Genomic DNA, 16,873 nt, shown 5'->3' on the forward strand with positions numbered 1-16,873 from the left:
CCTTCTGCCCGTCATCTACCCGGGAGGTGAGACATGGTCCGCGCAGCGGACGAAAAGCCAATTGCTTGGCCTTTCGAACGACGAACGCCGGCAGGCGGGAGGGCGGCGCCAACGTCGCGTTCACATCACCCCAAAAACGATTTCGCCTTCATCGTCGCCGGAACCGGCACGCCGAGACGGCTTAAGATTGTCGGCGCCAGCTGCAGCTGGTCGAGCAATGTCTCGGCCCGCGGTCCCTTGCCGGCTCCGAAATAATACAGCGCGAAATCCTGCATCTCGTCGCCATGGCCGCCATGATGGCCGCGGTCGGTCTGGCCGTGATCGGCGGTGACCATGACCTCGTAGCCGGCTTCGATCCAGCCCGGCAGGAAGGCGGCCAGCATGCCGTCCATCGCGTAGACGGCGTGGTCCATCTCGTGACAATCATGGCCGAAGCGGTGCCCCATCGAATCCAGCGTGCAGGTGTGCAGGATGCCGTAGTCGATGCCGTGACGCCTGGTCAGCATGGTCAGGGTCGCGAACAGGTCGACGTCGCTCGGCGTCATCTGGTTGCAGCCATTGTAGCCGGTCATCGTGTGGAAGCGGCCATGCGTGATCGGCCCGCCCGGCTCGTCGAATTCCATGTCCTCGACCAGGTCGAAGGGGTAGGCGCGGAAGAATTCCGACCAGTAGGAATGCGTCACGGCGCCGGTCTTGCCGCCGGCCTTGCTGACTTCGGAGAAGATGTCGGGCTGCGCGACGCGAAACCGGTTCTCGTTGGACAGTATGCCGTGCACCTGCGGCGAAACTCCGGTATGGATCGAGGCATAGCAGCAGGCCGAGGTTGACGGCAGCACGGAACGCATCTTCCAGACCCGCGCCTCGCCCGATTGCATCCAGCCTTCGAGATTGCCCATCAACCGGCGCCAGTTCCTGTAGGGAACGCCGTCGAGGATGATCAGCAACAGTTTTGTCGCGAGCGCCATGGGCGACTCCGGAAGGCTTTGTCGTTGAAGGGTGGTTTCGCGGCTTATGCCACGAATTCGCTAGTTCCCCGCACTGGTCATGCGCCGTCCCTTGATCGCCTTTTCCAGCCAGCCGATCTCCATCTCGGGAACCGAGGAAAGCAGCAGGTCGGTATAGGCGTCGAAAGGCGGCGCCAGCACCTTGCTCTTCGGGCCGTAGCGCACCACCTCGCCGCGGTACATCACCGCGATCGAATCGGCGATCGACTTCACCGTGGCCAGGTCATGAGTGATGAAGAGATAGGCGACGTTCTCCTCCTTCTGCAGCTCGAGCAGCAGTTCAAGGATGCCGTGTGCCACCAGCGGATCGAGTGCCGAGGTCACCTCGTCGCAGATGATCAGCTTGGGCTTGGCGGCAAGTGAGCGGGCGATGCAGACGCGCTGTTTCTGGCCGCCGGAAAGCTCGGCCGGATAACGGTCGGAGAAGCCTTTGCCCATCTCGATCTTGTCGAGCAGTTCGGCGACGCGTCTGTCGCGCTCGCGGCCGCGTATGCCGAAATAGAATTCGAGCGGCCGGCCGATGATGGTGCCGACGGTCTGACGCGGGTTCATCGCCACGTCGGCCATCTGATAGATCATCTGTAACTGCCGCAGATCCTCCTTCGGCCGGTCGGCCAGCCGGTTTGCCAGCGGACGCCCGTCGAAGGTGACGGTCCCTTCTTCGGGTGGCAAGAGCCCGGTGATGGCGCGCGCCAGCGTCGACTTGCCGGAACCCGACTCGCCGACGACGGCAAGCGTCTGGCCCGGATAGATGTCGACCGAGACGTTCTTCAGCACCTTGATATGGCTGCGGCCATAGGCGGCGGTGACGTTCTTCACCGACAGGAACGGCGTCGTGCCGGGCTTCTGTTCGGCGTGTTCGATTTCATGCACCGACACCAGCGCGTTGGTGTACTCCTGGCGCGGCTCCTTGATAATCTGCCTTGTGCCGCCCCATTCGACCAGTCGACCATGGCGCAACACCATGATCTCGTCGGAGACTTGGGCGACGACGGCAAGGTCGTGCGTGATGTAGAGTGCCGCCACATGGGTGTCGCGAATGGCGTCCTTGATCGCCGCCAGCACGTCGATCTGGGTCGTCACGTCGAGCGCCGTGGTCGGCTCGTCGAAGACGATCAGGTCGGGCTCGGAACACAGCGCCATCGCCGTCATCACGCGCTGCAGCTGGCCGCCCGAGACCTGGTGCGGAAAGCGTTCGCCGATGGTTTCGGGGTTCGGCAGGCTGAGCTTCCTGAACAGCGCGACGGCGCGCTTTTCGGCCTCGGCGCGCGTCGCCGTGCCGTGCAGCAGCGTGGCTTCCACCACCTGGTCCATCAGCCTATGCGCCGGGTTGAAAGCGGCCGCCGCCGACTGCGCGACATAGCAGACCTCGCGGCCGCGCAGCTTGCGAAAACCGTCCTTGCCGCCCTTGAGGATGTCGCGGCCGTTCAGCATGACCTCGCCGCCGGTGATGCGCACACCACCGCGCCCATAGCCCATCGACGACAGGCCGATGGTCGACTTGCCGGCGCCGGATTCGCCGATCAGCCCAAGCACCTTGCCCTTCTCGAGCGTCAACGAGACATCGTGCACCAGCACAATATTCTTCGGCGGTTCGCCGGGCGGGAAGACGGTCGCCTCGATGCGCAGATTGCGGATGTCGAGCAGCACGCCGGGTTTCGCTTTGCTCTCTGCCATCACCCGCGTCCTCCCTTCAGGCTTGTCGTCCTGTTGAGCACCCAGTCTGCAACCAGGTTGACCGAAATCGCCAGCATGGCGATCGCTGCCGCCGGGATCAGCGCTGCCCCGATGCCGAAGACGATGCCGTCCTTGTTTTCCTTGACCATGCCGCCCCAGTCGGCGTCAGGCGGTTGCACGCCAAGGCCGAGGAAGGACAGCGTCGACAGGAACAGCACCGCATAGATGAAGCGCAGGCCGAGTTCCGAAACCAGCGGCGACAGTGCGTTGGGCAGGATCTCGCGGAAGATGATCCAGGCGCTGCCTTCGCCGCGCAGCTTCGCCGCCTCGACATAGTCCATGACGTTGATGTCGACGGCGACCGCGCGCGACAGGCGATAGACACGGGTCGAGTCGAGAACGCCCATGACCAGGATCAGTGTCACCAGGTTGGTCGGCAGCACGGATAGCACGACAAGGCCCATGATCAGCGTCGGGATCGACATCAAGAGATCGACAAGGCGCGACAGCAGCGTATCGAACCAGCCGCCGAACACCGCCGCCGAGAAGCCAAGGATGGCGCCGAGCGAGAACGACAGCGCGGTGGCCAGCACTGCGATGAACAGCGTGATGCGGGCGCCGTAGATCATTCGCGACAGCAGATCGCGGCCGAGATTGTCTGTGCCCAGCCAATGCGCCGCCGACATAGGCTCCCAGACATCGCCGACGATCTCGCCATTGTCATGCGGTGAGATCCAGGGCGCGAAGATAGCCGCCAGAACGAATAGTGCGGTCAGTATTATGCCGACCAGCGCGGGAATGGGGATGCGTTTGATATCGAGCATGCCCGCCCCCTATTTCGGATGCCGGAGACGCGGATTGGCGACGATCGCCGCTATGTCCGCAATGATGTTCAGGCTTATGTAGACAGCGGCGAAGATCAGCCCGACCGCCTGCACCACCGGAACGTCGCGTTTGGTGACGTGGTCGACGAGATATTGCCCCATGCCCGGATAAACGAAGATCACCTCGACAACGACGACGCCGACGATCAGGTAGGCGAGGTTGAGCATGACGACGTTGATGATCGGCGCGATGGCATTCGGGAAGGCGTGCTTGCGGATAACGTTGAACGCTGACAGGCCCTTCAGTTCCGCCGTTTCGACATAGGCCGACTGCATGACGTTGAGGATCGCCGCGCGCGTCATACGCATCATGTGGGCGAGCACGACCAGCGTCAACGCCGTCGCCGGCAGCGTGATCGCTTGCATCCGTTCCCCGAAGGGCATGCCGTCATAGACAGTCGAGATGCCGGGGAAGATCTGCCACTTCACCGCGAAGAAGTAGACGAGCACATAGCCGATGAAGAATTCAGGGAAGGAGGTCGAGGCGAGCGCCAATCCGGAGATCAGCTTGTCGACCCAGCCATTGCGGTAGCGGACCGCGATAAGGCCGAGGATGATCGCCAGCGGTACGGCGACAATCGCCGCCCAGAAGGCTAGGAACAGCGTGTTCCAAAGCCGGCCCTTGATAGATGTCGCGATGTCTTGGCCGCTCGACATGGCCGTACCCAGGTCGCCCGTCATCACTCCGCCGAGCCAGTGGAAATACCTGATATAGGCCGGCTCGTTCAGCCCGAGCTGCTCACGCAGATTGGCTAGCGACTCCGGCGTCGCCGACTGCCCGAGAATGGCTTGCGCGACATCGCCGGGCAGAATCTGCGTGCCGGCGAAGATCAGGACCGAAACGGCCAACAAGAGGAGAATGCCCAGCGCAACGCGCTGGGCAATCAGTTTCAGGATGGGTGAAGACATATCCGCAAAGCCGGGCTCAGGCCTGCAGCCAGCACTTCGCCAAAGCGTAACCGTTCATCAGTTCCTGATGCGGATCGTCGATCCAGCCATCGACCTTGGCTCCGGTCGCGTCGATGAACTGGTTGAACATCGGCAAGATCAGGCCGCCTTCGTCGCGCACCATGACAGCCATATCGTGGTACATCTGCTTGCGCTTGGCCTCATCGAGCTCGGCGCGAGCCGCCAGCACCAGCTTGTCGAAATCGGGGCGCAGGAAACGCGTGTCGTTCCAGTCGGCGGTCGACAGATAGGCGGTCGAATACATCTGGTCCTGCGTCGAGCGGCCGCCCCAGTAGGAAGCGCAGAAGGGCTGCTTGTTCCAGACCTCGTTCCAGTAGCCGTCACCGGGCTCGCGCTTGAGCTCGATCTTGATGCCGGCCTTGGCCGCGCTCTGCTGGAAGAGCTGGGAGGCGTCGACGGCGCCCGGGAAGGCGACGTCGGAGGTCCTCAGCAACACGGTGCCGTCATGGCCCGACTTCTTGTAATGGAACTTGGCCTTGTCGGGGTCGTACTTGCGCTGCTCGATCTCGGTGAACAGCGGATAGGATGAATTGATCGGGAAGTCGTTGCCCAGCGAGCCGTAGCCGCGCAGCACTTTGTTCAGCATCTCCTCGCGGTCTATCGCCAGCTTCAGCGCCATGCGCAGATCGTTGTTGTCGAACGGCGCCGTGTTGCAATGCATGATGAAGACGTAGTGGCCGGGACCGGCGTGATTGCGGATGGTGACGCCCGGCAGACGCTTGATCAGGTCGACGATCTTCGGCTCGACGCGGTTGATCATGTTGACCTGGCCGCCCTGCAGGGCCGCGGTGCGCGCCGTCGCATCGTTGATAACGATGACTTCTATCTGGTCGGCATGGCCCATCTTGTCGCCTTGCCAATAGTTGGCAAAGCGCTCGCCGCCATGGCGCACGCCAGGCTCGTTGGTCTTGACCACGTATGGGCCGGCCGAAATACCGGCATCGGGCTTATCCTTGCCGCCGTTCGGCTGGACGATCAGGTGATAGTCGCTGAGCAGATAGGGCAGGTCGGCGTTGGCCTCCTTCAGCGTCAGCACCACTTCCTTGCCGCTGGCCTTGATGGTCTCGATGCCCTTCATGTAGCCGAGCGCACCGGATTTCGACTTCTCGTCCGAATGGCGCTCCAGCGTGGCCGCGACGTCCTCGGCGGTCACCGTCTTGCCATTGTGGAACTCGACGCCGTCGCGGATCTTCAGCGTCCATACCTTGGCGTCGTCCGAGGAGCCGATCTCCTCGGCGATACGGTTCTCGAGCTTGCCTTCCGGCGACAGCTCGACGATCATTTCGCCCCAGCACTTGCCGAAGGCGAACGGCACCTGCGTCATCATCAGCGCCGGATCGAGGCTGTTGGTGGATTCGCCGCCGACCAAGCCTGCCTTCAGCGTGCCACCCTTGACCGGGCCCGCCGCGCGCGCCGCACTTGAAAGCAGCGAGTTGGCGAAGGGGGCGGTGACGCCAAGCGCTGCCGCCCGGCCGAGAAAATCACGGCGGCTCAGTTTGCCCGACGCAACGCGCCGGCTAAGGTATTCCAGTTCATTCGACATTTTGAGTTCCTCACTCTGTTGGTTCGACTCTGCGGTCGTTTTTCTTGTTTCTTGTGAGGAGAATAATGACCGCAAGGGAAAGCGGTAAGCAAGACCGAATGCGACATGCCGTGGCGTAAATCGTACGTCGCAATTGGATCAACGAAATCGGCGTTCAAACAAGCGCGCGCGGTATCTTCTCGTCGAAATTGCGCTCGAAAACGAGCTTTTCGCCCTCATAGGCCTCGATTCTGGCGTTGATGATGAAGTTTTGCGTGTCCGATCGCATTTCGGCAGACGTTTCGGTGCGCACGGACCATTCTTTTCGCGACAGGGTCTGCGTCCAATGCGTTTTCCCCGAGGCCGACAGCGGATCGTCGGGATGGATCGTCCAGGTCTCGCGGGCGATGCTGCCATTGGCAAGGCCGTGATCGAGATCGCGCACCTCGCCGAAATCATCAACGATGGAAAGGGTGACAATTCCGGTCTTCTCGTCGCGATCGACGTGGCGCTCGGAATTGGTGGCGCGGATCGTTTCTGTCTTCCAGGGAGAGGCGCCTTCTGGCTCGGCGAACGTCACTTCGTCGCCCGTCGCCAGCGGCCGCAGCGGCAGCGACAGCGTCGCGGTCGACAAGGAGAGTTGGACCGGCTCCGGCGACGGCCAGATTATCGGCCAATAGGTGTTCGAAACGGCAACACGCAGGCGGTGGCCGGCCGGCACGCGGTAGGCGCATTGATCGAGCACGACGCACGCCGACACCGTTTCACCCGGCACCAGCGCTTCCGGGAATTCATGCGAATTGCGATGCGCCAGGTTGAGTACGCCATAAGAGATCAGCTCGGAGGCACCGTCGGGATGCACGTCGCAAAGCCGGACCGCGACGTTGGCCCGGCGCCGGTCGGACGCCACCCGGATCAGGACTTCCGGCGCGCCGACAATATCGATCGCTTCGGTGAGCAACGGCTGGTCGAAGCACACCGACAGCGCATCGTCGGGGCGCTGGTCGCCCGGTAGTTCCGGGCCGAAGGTGAACGGAAAATACTCGCCGCCGGCCAGGCCGCAGCTTTGCGGCGAGGCGACGATCGCGGGGTTGCCGCCCTCGGCGATAAGCTCGATCGATTGCGTCTTGATGTTGGACGACGGCCATCGCTGTTCCGCAATCCAGCGGCCCGGCCGCTCTGGATGCCAGCGTGCCGGACGCACGCTGTCCATGACATAGGCGCGGTAGGCGGGATCGGCCTCGACGCCTGTGTCGATATCCTTCAGCCAGCGGTCCCACCAGCGCAACGCCTCCTGCAGGAAGCCGATGGCGGGCTTGGGCCCGGCGTAGTGCGGGTATTTGTGGATCCACGGCCCGATGATGCCCTTGACCGGCGCTTCGATGTTGCTGGCCAGATGCGAAACCGTGTTGCGGTAGCCGTCATGCCAGCCGCCGATCGACAGCACCGCGGCCTTGACGGCGGAAAAATCCTCGCAGATCGAGCCGCGCTTCCAGTAGGCGTCGCGGTGCTGGTGCTTCAGCCACAGCGGCGCCAGGAAGGGCTGGTTCTCCAGCCGGGTCAGCCACAGGTTCCGCCACCTGTTGTCGCCGGCCAGCAGCGGATCCGGCGGCCGTGATGAATAGGAGAGCATGGTCGAAGCCCAGCCGAAATTCTCGATCAAAAGGCAGCCGCCCTTGTAATGGATGTCGTCGGCATAGCGATCGACGGTCGAGCACAGGCTGATCACCGCCTTCAGTGCCGGCGGCTGCTTGGCCGCGACCTGCAGGCAGTTGAAGCCGCCCCAGGAAATGCCCATCATGCCGACATTGCCGTTGCACCAGGGTTGGCTTGCAGCCCAGGCAATGACATCGCATGCATCCTGCAATTCCTGCTCGGAATACTCGTCGTCCATCAGCCCTTCGGAATCGCCATTGCCGCGCATGTCGACGCGGATCGAGGCATAGCCGTGGCCGGCGAAATAGGGATGCGTCAGCTGATCGCGAAAGATGGTGCCGTCGCGCTTGCGGTAGGGCAGGTGCTCGAGGATCGCCGGCACCGGATCGTCGCCGGCATCATCCGGCATCCACACCCGCGCCGACAGCCGGCAGCCATCAGGCATGACGATGGTCATATCCGGGAATTCGACGACCTTGCGGGGAAATTCGGTGACGGTTTTCATGCGAGCTCTCCAGGATGTCACTGACGCATGAAACGCGTACGTCACGAAGTCAAACGGGCGACGGCCCGTGTCGCCGACACGACGTTTGACGGGACCGTTCGACTTTCCATCTTGCGTTATCTCACTAATTTATGTATTACTTTTATTCGCTTAGGCTTGATGCATTGAGGACAATCTCGACTGAAGATCGTTTGGGATGAGCCAAAGCGCGTGACGAACCTCGAAAGCCGAGGTCTGGACTTTGCCGAACTCGATATCGAGTTTTTTGCGACTTCAACCGTCCTCCCGGCCAAGGCCGGCCGACTCAAAGCGATTGGCGAATTCGGAGAGATCATTCTCGCCGTGATCTTTAAGCCGCTTGGTTCCGAAGCGATTTCGGTAATCTCGATGCGTCGTGCCAGCCGAAAGGAAAGGTCAGTATATGAGCAATCCTAAATCGCATGTTCGAGCGCTTACCAATGAGGAGGAAGCGGAAATTCAAAGACAAATTGCCGCTGATCCCGATGATGCGGAGGCGACCGACGAAGAGGTGGCGCAAGCCAAGCCTTTCGCGGAAGTGTTTCCAGAACTTTTCGAGAGCATAAGGCGTTCTCGTGGCCGGCCGACCGTGGAGAAGCCGAAGCAAGTTGTGTCCATCCGCCTGGATCAGGATGTCGTCAGAAAATTCAAGGCCACCGGCAAGGGTTGGCAAGCCAGGATAAATGAAGTGCTGAAGAAAGCGAAAGTTGGCTAGGCATCCGCGTCAATTCAGCGGAATGTCGTTCTCATCCTTGTTCGCCTGATAGGCGCCTGACAACTCGTCATAACGGGCCGAGATTTTGTCGATGCGTGTTTCCAGCCGCTGGCGTTCGGCTCCGGGCAGAGACCGCACCAGGCGACGAATGGAAAAGCTCTTCCAATAGGCGTTCTCTGCATTGTAGCCGCCGGGATCGAGGGTGAAGACCTCTTTCAGGATCTTCAAATCATGCGGGATGGCGAAGCTGTCGCGCGAATCCTCGTGTGAAAAGAGGTAGTAGAAATTGTCGAAACCGGTCCAGGTGATCGCCGAAAGGCACAGCGAGCACGGCTCGTGCGTGGCGATGAAGATGGCGTCCTTGGTGTCGACGCGCTCTGCCTTCGGCATTTCGTAGAAGCGCTTCAGGCAATGCACCTCGCCATGCCAGAGCGGGTTTTCCATTTCGTTGTTGGTTTCGGCCAGCACCAGCGAACGGTCGTCCTTCCTCAGGATTGCCGCGCCGAACAGCTTGTTGCCATGGGCGACACCTTCGGCCGTCTTCGGCACGATGTCGTGCTCGATGACGTCGAGCAGGCGGTCGATCAGCGAAATATCGGTCATTACGGGGTCTCCTGCTGCACATCGCCCAAAGGTGCCCCCGGTTTGGGGTAGCGAGATGCACAAAATCAAGGGAGATGAATCTCGTAGGCGTGCGAGAAATGGAATTCCTCGAGATTGGGGCCGTCGCCACCCCGGTCGACGATCAGGAAATCCTGCGCCTCGCCGAGTGGCGTCAGCACGCCATGCCAGAGATTGCGCCGGTAATTGATCCCTTGTCCGGGGGCAGTGATAAAGGCATGCGGCTCTTTCGGTCCCTCATCCCCGTCATGACAGACAACGACCAGGAACGGGCGTGGCGACAAAGGAATGAAAGCCTGGCTGCCGAACGGGTGGCGCTCGACCATCGTCAGCTTCAGAGGCAGTTCATAGGGCGTGCCGCGCACCATTGAGATCAGCACGCGGGCGTTCGGCCCGGTCGCCTCGGCGGTAGCGAGATCGTGGTAGCGCTCGGCCCTGCCGCCATTGATCGGGTAATGGTTGTCGCCGCCCATGTCGATGACGTCGCCAAATGGGGCAAAGTTCTCGCGGGTCAGCGGCTGCGCGACGATACGGGTCACCGCGCGCGACCGCCAATATCAGCCCCGCCGAGCTTGGCATGGCGGTTGACGTCCTTGTAGAGCAGATAGCGGAATCTGCCTGGACCGCCGGCATAGCAGGCCTGCGGGCAGAAGGCGCGCAGCCACATATAGTCACCGGCCTCGACCTCGACCCAATCCTGATTGAGGCGATAGACCGCCTTGCCTTCCAGCACATAGAGACCGTGCTCCATGACATGGGTCTCGGCGAAGGGAATGACCGCGCCAGGCTCCAGCGTCACGATGGTCATGTGCATGTCGTGGCGCAAATCGGCCGGATCGACGAAACGTGTCGTCGCCCAGCGGCCCTCGGTGCCGGGCATCGGTGTTGGCGCGATCTCCTGCTCGTTGGTGAAGAAGGCTTCGGGCGCACCGAGACCGTCGACCACCTCGTAGGCCTTGCGAATCCAATGGAAGCGGACATCGGCCTTGCTTTCGTTGCGAACCGTCCAGCCGCTGGCCGGCGGCAGGAAGGCAAATCCACCGGGCCGCAACACGTGCTTCTTGCCGGCAAGCAGAACCGTCAATTCGCCCTCGACCACGAACAGGGCACCTTCAGCACCGGCATCGGGTTCCGGCCGGTCGCTGCCGCCGCCGGGCGCGACCTCGACAATGTACTGCGAGAACGTCTCGGCAAAACCGGACAGCGGTCGCGACAAGATCCAGACGCGGGTCTGGTCCCAGAACGGCAAAGCGCTGGTGACGATGTCCTGCATCACGCCCCTGGGGATGACGGCATAGGCCTCGGTGAAGACGGCGCGGCCCGTCAAAAGCTCGCTCTGGCCGGGGTGGCCGCCATGCGGTGCGTAATAGGTTCGCTCGGGCATCCTGATCGTATCCATGGGTTCAAACCTATTGCGGAAGCATGTCCTTGAGGCGGAGCAGCGCGATGCGCTCGACCTGTTTGTAGGCGGTCTCGAATTCGACGCCGCGGCTGTTGCCGATGCGCGTCTCGAATTCGGCGAGGATTTCCTCCTTGGTCTTGCCCTTCACCGCGATGATGAAGGGGAAGCCGAAGGTGGTGACGTAAGCGGCGTTGAGCTTGGAGAACAGCTCGCGCTCCTTGTCCGTCAACGCGTCCAGCCCTGCAGAGGCCTGTTCCCTGGTCGACTCCGCCGTCAGCCGCTTGGCCTTGGCCAGCTTGCCGGCAAGGTCGGGATGGGCATTGAGCACGGAAAGCCGCTCGGTCTCGCTGGCGGAGCGGAAGATACGGCAGAGCGCATTGTGCAGGCCGCCGGCGGAGTCATGCGCCGGGCCCAGTTCCAGTTCATGGGCGCGTTCTGCGATCCAGGGCGAATGCTCGAACACGCCACCGAACGTATGGACGAAGGTCTCGAATTCCATCTTGGATGGCCTGAGTACCGCCGGCTTGTAGGGATGGTTCTCCTGCCAGTGCCTGGCGATATCGATGCGCCGCGCCAGCCAGACCTTGTCATGCGATTTGACATAATCGACGAAGCGCTTCAGAGCCGCGATGCGACCCGGACGGCCGACGAGGCGGCAATGCAGGCCGATGTTCATCATGCGCGGCCGGCCGGCCTTGCCTTCAGCGTAGAGCGTGTCGAAACTGTCCTTGAGATAGGCAAAGAACTGGTCGCCCGAATTGAATCCTTGCGGCGTCGCGAAGCGCATATCGTTGGCGTCGAGCGTATAGGGGATGATGAGCTGCGTGCCGCCTGCGTGCTCGAACCAGTAGGGCAATTCGTCGTCATAGGTGTCCGACACGTAGTCGAAGCCACCCTCTTCCGCCACAATCCGCACCGTGTTGACCGATGTGCGGCCCGTGTACCAGCCAGTCGGTCGCTGCCCGGTCACCTCATAGTGCAGGCGGATCGCTGCTTCGAGGTCGCGACGCTCATCTTCGGCGCTATGGTCGCGGTAGTCGATCCATTTCAGTCCGTGCGAGGCGATTTCCCAGCCGGCTTCCTGCATGGCCGTGACCTGGTCGGGCGAACGGGCGAGCGCGGTGGCGACCCCGTAGCAGGTGATCGGTACCTCAGCCTCCGTGAACAGTCGGATCAGCCGCCAGAAGCCGGCGCGAGCGCCATATTCGTAGATTGATTCCATGTTCCAGTGACGCTGGCCCACCCAGGGCGCCGCGCCGACGATTTCCGACAGAAAGGCTTCCGACGCCTTGTCGCCATGCAGCAAGCAGTTCTCGCCACCCTCTTCGTAGTTGACGACGAACTGCACGGCGACATGCGCACCATCAGGCCATTTCGGATCCGGCGGATTGGCTCCGTAGCCGCGCATGTCTCTGGTGTATCGCATCGTCCCTCCTGCCGGGCATGGCCCGAAGTTTGGTGAGAATATCGAAAGGGCTGCCTAGGCATTCCCCCGAAAATTTTTGAAAGTGTTTTTGTCGCACTCCGCTCGACCGGGACTTATGCATCGCCTTTAATTGGCGCACAATTCACTGTTGATACTTGATCGTACCGGGCCAAATTCGCTCGTACCGGAAATGGGAGGCGGCCAATGGCAGAAACGTCGAAAGCCGATGGCGGGCGTCTGACGACCCATGTCCTCGACACGGCGACCGGCAAGCCGGCGGCGGGACTGTCGATCGCGCTCTACCATCTCCATGGCGAAACACGGACACATTTGAAGACTGTCATCACCAATGCTGACGGCCGTTGCGACGCCCCCCTGCTTGCCGGCGCGGAGTTTCGCACCGGCGAATACGAACTGGTCTTTGCCGCGGGCGACTATTTGCGCCAGCAGGGACTGAGCATGCCGAAGCCCGCCTTTCTCGATGTGATCCCGATCCGCTTCGGCATGGCCGAGCCGGTGCACTACCATGTACCGCTGCTCGTCTCGCCCTATGGTTATTCGACCTACAGAGGGAGCTGAGGCATGGTCAATATCCGAAACGAAATACGCTTCATCCTCAATGGCAGGGATGTCGTGCTTTCGACGGTGGCGTCCGATGCGATCTTGCTCGACTGGCTGCGGCTCGACCGCTCGCTGCGCGGCACCAAGGAAGGCTGCGCCGAAGGCGATTGTGGGGCCTGCACGGTGTTGGTAGGGAAACTATCGGCTGGCGGATTGGTCTACGAAACCGTCAATGCCTGCATACGCTTCCTCGGCTCGCTGGACGGCACCCATGTCGTGACCGTCGAGCATTTGCGTGGGTCACCAGGGCAGTTGCACCCGGTCCAGCAGGCGATGGTCGATTTCCACGGCTCGCAATGCGGCTTCTGCACGCCGGGTTTCGTCATGTCGCTCTATGGCCTGTGGATGAGATCATCAGATCCGTCGAACGCGGCAATCGAAAAGGCGTTGCAGGGCAACCTCTGCCGTTGCACCGGCTACGAGGCGATCATGCGCGCGGCGCATGCCATCTCCAGCTACGGCAAGGTGGCGAAGGACCCGCTGGCTGCCGAGCGCAAGGCGATCACCGCAAGGCTGGAGGCCATGCACGACGGTGCGAGGGTCGAGATCGGCGCCGGCAAGGCACGGCTTGTCGTGCCGGCCAATGTCGACGATTTCGCCGCTGTGCTAGACGAGGAGCCCGGCGCCACCATTGTTGCCGGCTCGACCGATGTCGGCCTGTGGGTGACCAAGCACATGCGCGAAATTTCGCCGGCCATTTTCATCGGCAATCTCGACGGGCTTTGCACAATCTCGGAAGACAATGGCGTCATTTCGATCGGTGCCGGCGTCACCTACACCGAAGCATTCTCGACGCTCGCCAGACGCATCCCTGCGCTGGGGCCGCTGTTCGATCGCATCGGTGGCGATCAGGTGCGCAACATGGGCACTATCGGCGGCAACATCGCCAACGGCTCGCCGATCGGCGACACACCACCGCCCTTGATTGCTCTCGGCGCGCGGCTGACGCTGCGCAAGGGCAACAAGCGGCGCACGATCCCGCTGGAAGCCTTCTTCATTTCCTATGGCAAGCAGGACCGGCAGCCGGGCGAGTTCGTCGAGGCCGTGCATGTGCCGGTTCCTGCCAAGGGCACAAAATTCGCCGTCCACAAGATCACCAAGCGCCGCGACGAGGACATCACGGCAGCCCTCGGCGCTTTCTTCCTGACGCTGGCCGGGGATGGCACGGTCGCGGATGTGCGCATCGCCTATGGCGGCATGGCGGCGACGCCGAAGCGTGCGTCTTCTGTGGAAAAAGCACTGCTTGGCAAGCCGTGGACCGAGCAGACGGTGGAAGTGGCGATGGCCGGATATGCCGAGGATTTCACGCCGCTGACCGACATGCGGGCGAGCGCAGAATACCGGGCGCTGGCGGCGAAGAACCTGCTGTTGCGCTTCTTTGCAGAGACGAGCGGCACCAAGGCGCCGGTCCAGGTTTCGAGGCACGAGGCGGCATGATGAACAAGCACGCAGCGCCCAACCCTAGGGCTGAAAAGATTGCCGGTGGCGTCGCCACCGATCAGCGCCATGATTCCGCGCACAAGCATGTCGCCGGCACCGCCGTCTACATTGACGACATGCCGGAACCAGCCGGTACGCTGCATGGTTGCCTGGGGCTTTCGGCTGCAACACATGCCACCATCACCAGCATGGATCTCTCGGCGGTGCGTGCGGCGCCCGGCGTTGTCGACGTGCTGACGGCCAAGGATGTGCCGGGCGAAAACGACATCTCGCCGACCGGCCGCCACGACGAGCCGGTGCTGGCCGATGGCAAGGTGCAATTCTACGGCCAACCGATCTTCTGCGTCATCGCCGAAACGCGCGAGCAGGCGCGCCGCGCCACCAGGTTGGCCAAGGTCGAATACAAGGAGCTGCCTTTCGTCACCGACATCGGCGCGCTCGATCCGAAGAAGGACAAGCTCGTCACGCCGCCGCTGACCCTGAAGCGCGGCGATGCCGCTAAAGCGATCGAAAAGGCGCCGCGCCGGCTCAAAGGGCAGATGCGCATCGGCGGCCAGGAGCATTTCTATCTCGAAGGCCACATTGCGATGGCCATTCCCGGCGAGGACCAGGACGTCACCATCTATTCTTCGACCCAGCATCCGAGCGAAATCCAGCACATGGTCAGCCACGCGCTCGGTGTGCCGAGCAACGCCGTCACGGTGGAAATCCGCCGCATGGGCGGCGGCTTCGGCGGCAAGGAGACGCAAGGCAACCAGTTTGCGGCATTGGCCGCGATAGCCGCGAAGAAGCACCATCGCGCCGTGAAGATCCGGCCCGACCGCGACGACGACATGATCGCCACCGGCAAGCGTCACGATTTCCTGGTCGACTATGAGGTCGGCTTCGACAATGAGGGCAACATCCTCGGTGTCGATTTCATGTTCGCGGCGCGTTGCGGCTTTTCGTCGGACCTTTCCGGCCCGGTGACCGATCGCGCGCTGTTCCACTGCGACAACACCTATTTCTGGCCGGCGGTGCATGCGCAGTCGGCGCCGCTCTACACCAACACCGTGTCGAACACTGCCTTCCGTGGTTTCGGCGGCCCGCAAGGCATGGTTGGCGCCGAGCGCGTCATCGACGAGGTGGCTTTTGCCGTCGGTAAGGACCCGCTCGAAATCCGCAAGAAGAATTTCTACGGCACATCAGACCGCAACGTCACGCCCTACCACCAGACGGTCGAGGACAACATCATCCAGCGCATCGTCGCCGAACTGGAGGAGAGCGCCAGCTATGCGCGGCGGCGGCGCGAAATATCGGCCTTCAACGCCAATAGCCGCTTCATCAAACGCGGCCTGGCGTTGACGCCGGTCAAGTTCGGCATTTCCTTCACTGCCACCCACTACAATCAGGCTGGCGCGCTGGTGCATGTCTACACCGACGGTTCGGTGCATCTGAACCATGGCGGCACTGAGATGGGGCAGGGCCTCTACGTCAAAGTGGCGCAAGTGGTGGCGGAAGAGTTCCAGATCGACCTCGACCAGGTAAAGATCACCGCGACGACGACCGGCAAGGTGCCGAACACCTCGGCCACGGCGGCGTCGTCTGGTTCCGACCTCAACGGCATGGCGGCGCGGAATGGCGCTCGCCAGATCAAGGATCGGCTGACCGATTTCGCCGCCGAAAAATATCAGGTACCGCGCGACCAGGTGCTGTTCCTGCCCAACCGGGTGCGCGTCGGCAACCAGGAGATCGCCTTCGCCGACCTCGTCAAGCAGGCCTATATGGCGCGCATCCAGCTTTCGGCGGCGGGGTTCTACAAGACGCCGAAAATCCACTGGAACCGCGACAAGGGCGAGGGCCGCCCCTTTTACTACTTCGCCTATGGCGCCTCGTGCTCGGAGGTCTCGGTCGACACGCTGACCGGTGAATACGTGGTCGAGCGCACCGACATTCTGCATGACTGTGGCCGGTCGCTGAACCGGGCCATCGACATCGGCCAGATCGAGGGCGGCTTCATCCAGGGCATGGGCTGGCTGACGACGGAAGAACTGTGGTGGGACGACAAAGGCCGGCTGCGCACCCATGCGCCGTCGACCTACAAGATTCCGCTCGCCTCCGATCGGCCGAAGATTTTCAACGTCACCCTGGCCGACTGGCCGGAAGCGGGTGAGCCGACCATCCACCGCTCCAAGGCGGTCGGCGAGCCGCCGTTCCCGCTCGGCATGTCGGTGCTGCACGCCCTGTCGGATGCGGTGGCGAGCGTCGCCGACAACAGGATCTGTCCGCGCCTCGACGCGCCGGCGACCCCGGAGCGGGTTCTAATGGCGATCGAGCGGTTGAAGTCCGCGGCGAAGGCCTGATTCTGGCGCCAGGGCCGGCAATGCGTGCAATTCAGGCCGAAAAACCCTATGTTTCCCGCACGGGAACGCGA

Annotated in this window: 15 protein-coding genes; 5 read left to right on the forward strand and 10 right to left on the reverse strand. The window is 62.3% G+C overall.

Annotation, left to right across the window (positions count from 1 at the left end):
- Window positions 1-125: 125 nt before the first annotated feature.
- From NKJ01_RS07625 to NKJ01_RS07650, 6 genes are all read right to left on the reverse strand, one after another.
- Window positions 126-965, reverse strand: a complete 840-nt coding sequence (locus NKJ01_RS07625) for an alkaline phosphatase family protein (RefSeq protein ID WP_352727200.1) — start codon at window positions 963-965, stop codon at window positions 126-128.
- Window positions 966-1,025: 60 nt separating this feature from the next.
- Window positions 1,026-2,681, reverse strand: coding sequence for an ABC transporter ATP-binding protein (locus NKJ01_RS07630; RefSeq protein ID WP_352727202.1), 1,656 nt, complete (start codon window positions 2,679-2,681; stop codon window positions 1,026-1,028).
- Window positions 2,681-3,505: an ABC transporter permease gene (locus NKJ01_RS07635; RefSeq protein ID WP_023761415.1), complete on the reverse strand. Its 825-nt coding sequence runs from the start codon at window positions 3,503-3,505 to the stop codon at window positions 2,681-2,683. The genes NKJ01_RS07630 and NKJ01_RS07635 overlap by 1 nt, the downstream gene beginning before the upstream one ends.
- A gap of 9 nt (window positions 3,506-3,514) precedes the next feature.
- Complete coding sequence (locus NKJ01_RS07640) at window positions 3,515-4,474, reverse strand: ABC transporter permease (protein WP_352727204.1); 960 nt, start codon at window positions 4,472-4,474, stop codon at window positions 3,515-3,517.
- A 16-nt stretch (window positions 4,475-4,490) separates the two neighbouring features.
- Window positions 4,491-6,077, reverse strand: a complete 1,587-nt coding sequence (locus NKJ01_RS07645) for an ABC transporter substrate-binding protein (RefSeq protein WP_023761417.1) — start codon at window positions 6,075-6,077, stop codon at window positions 4,491-4,493.
- A gap of 154 nt (window positions 6,078-6,231) precedes the next feature.
- On the reverse strand, window positions 6,232-8,217 hold the full coding sequence (locus tag NKJ01_RS07650; RefSeq protein WP_352727206.1) for a CocE/NonD family hydrolase: 1,986 nt from the start codon (window positions 8,215-8,217) through the stop codon (window positions 6,232-6,234).
- 180 nt (window positions 8,218-8,397) lie between these two features.
- Between NKJ01_RS07650 and NKJ01_RS07655 the strand changes: the two genes are divergently transcribed.
- Window positions 8,398-8,652: a BrnT family toxin gene (locus NKJ01_RS07655; RefSeq protein WP_023761419.1), complete on the forward strand. Its 255-nt coding sequence runs from the start codon at window positions 8,398-8,400 to the stop codon at window positions 8,650-8,652.
- Entirely contained in the window at window positions 8,639-8,950 is a 312-nt protein-coding gene (locus NKJ01_RS07660) for a BrnA antitoxin family protein (RefSeq protein ID WP_352727208.1), read from the forward strand. Before NKJ01_RS07655 ends, NKJ01_RS07660 begins: the two co-directional genes overlap by 14 nt.
- A gap of 9 nt (window positions 8,951-8,959) precedes the next feature.
- Here NKJ01_RS07660 and NKJ01_RS07665 read toward each other — a convergent pair whose 3' ends face one another.
- The 4 genes from NKJ01_RS07665 to puuE all read right to left on the reverse strand — a co-directional run bounded on the left by NKJ01_RS07665 (window position 8,960) and on the right by puuE (window position 12,399).
- On the reverse strand, window positions 8,960-9,553 hold the full coding sequence (locus NKJ01_RS07665; RefSeq protein WP_352727210.1) for a nucleoside deaminase: 594 nt from the start codon (window positions 9,551-9,553) through the stop codon (window positions 8,960-8,962).
- A gap of 65 nt (window positions 9,554-9,618) precedes the next feature.
- On the reverse strand, window positions 9,619-10,110 hold the full coding sequence (locus NKJ01_RS07670) for an ureidoglycolate lyase (RefSeq protein ID WP_352727212.1): 492 nt from the start codon (window positions 10,108-10,110) through the stop codon (window positions 9,619-9,621).
- Window positions 10,107-10,970, reverse strand: coding sequence for a bifunctional allantoicase/(S)-ureidoglycine aminohydrolase (locus tag NKJ01_RS07675; RefSeq protein ID WP_352727214.1), 864 nt, complete (start codon window positions 10,968-10,970; stop codon window positions 10,107-10,109). The genes NKJ01_RS07670 and NKJ01_RS07675 overlap by 4 nt, the downstream gene beginning before the upstream one ends.
- A gap of 10 nt (window positions 10,971-10,980) precedes the next feature.
- On the reverse strand, window positions 10,981-12,399 hold the full coding sequence (gene puuE, locus NKJ01_RS07680; protein WP_352727215.1) for an allantoinase PuuE: 1,419 nt from the start codon (window positions 12,397-12,399) through the stop codon (window positions 10,981-10,983).
- A 204-nt stretch (window positions 12,400-12,603) separates the two neighbouring features.
- Here puuE and uraH point away from each other — a divergent pair, with 204 nt between their 5' ends.
- The 3 genes from uraH to xdhB are packed head-to-tail and all read left to right on the forward strand — an operon-like array spanning window position 12,604 to window position 16,802.
- The gene (gene uraH / locus NKJ01_RS07685) at window positions 12,604-12,978 is read left to right on the forward strand and encodes a hydroxyisourate hydrolase (RefSeq protein WP_352727217.1); all 375 of its coding nucleotides are present in this window, start codon (window positions 12,604-12,606) and stop codon (window positions 12,976-12,978) included.
- 3 nt (window positions 12,979-12,981) lie between these two features.
- Window positions 12,982-14,457 (forward strand): xanthine dehydrogenase small subunit, encoded by a 1,476-nt coding sequence (xdhA, locus tag NKJ01_RS07690; protein WP_352727219.1) that lies wholly within the window; start codon window positions 12,982-12,984, stop codon window positions 14,455-14,457.
- Window positions 14,457-16,802, forward strand: a complete 2,346-nt coding sequence (gene xdhB, locus NKJ01_RS07695; protein WP_352727220.1) for a xanthine dehydrogenase molybdopterin binding subunit — start codon at window positions 14,457-14,459, stop codon at window positions 16,800-16,802. Before xdhA ends, xdhB begins: the two co-directional genes overlap by 1 nt.
- Window positions 16,803-16,873 lie beyond the last annotated feature (71 nt).

The sequence above is a fragment of the Mesorhizobium sp. M0276 genome (genome assembly GCF_040321755.1).
In the GTDB taxonomy this organism is placed as follows: Bacteria; Pseudomonadota; Alphaproteobacteria; order Rhizobiales; family Rhizobiaceae; genus Mesorhizobium.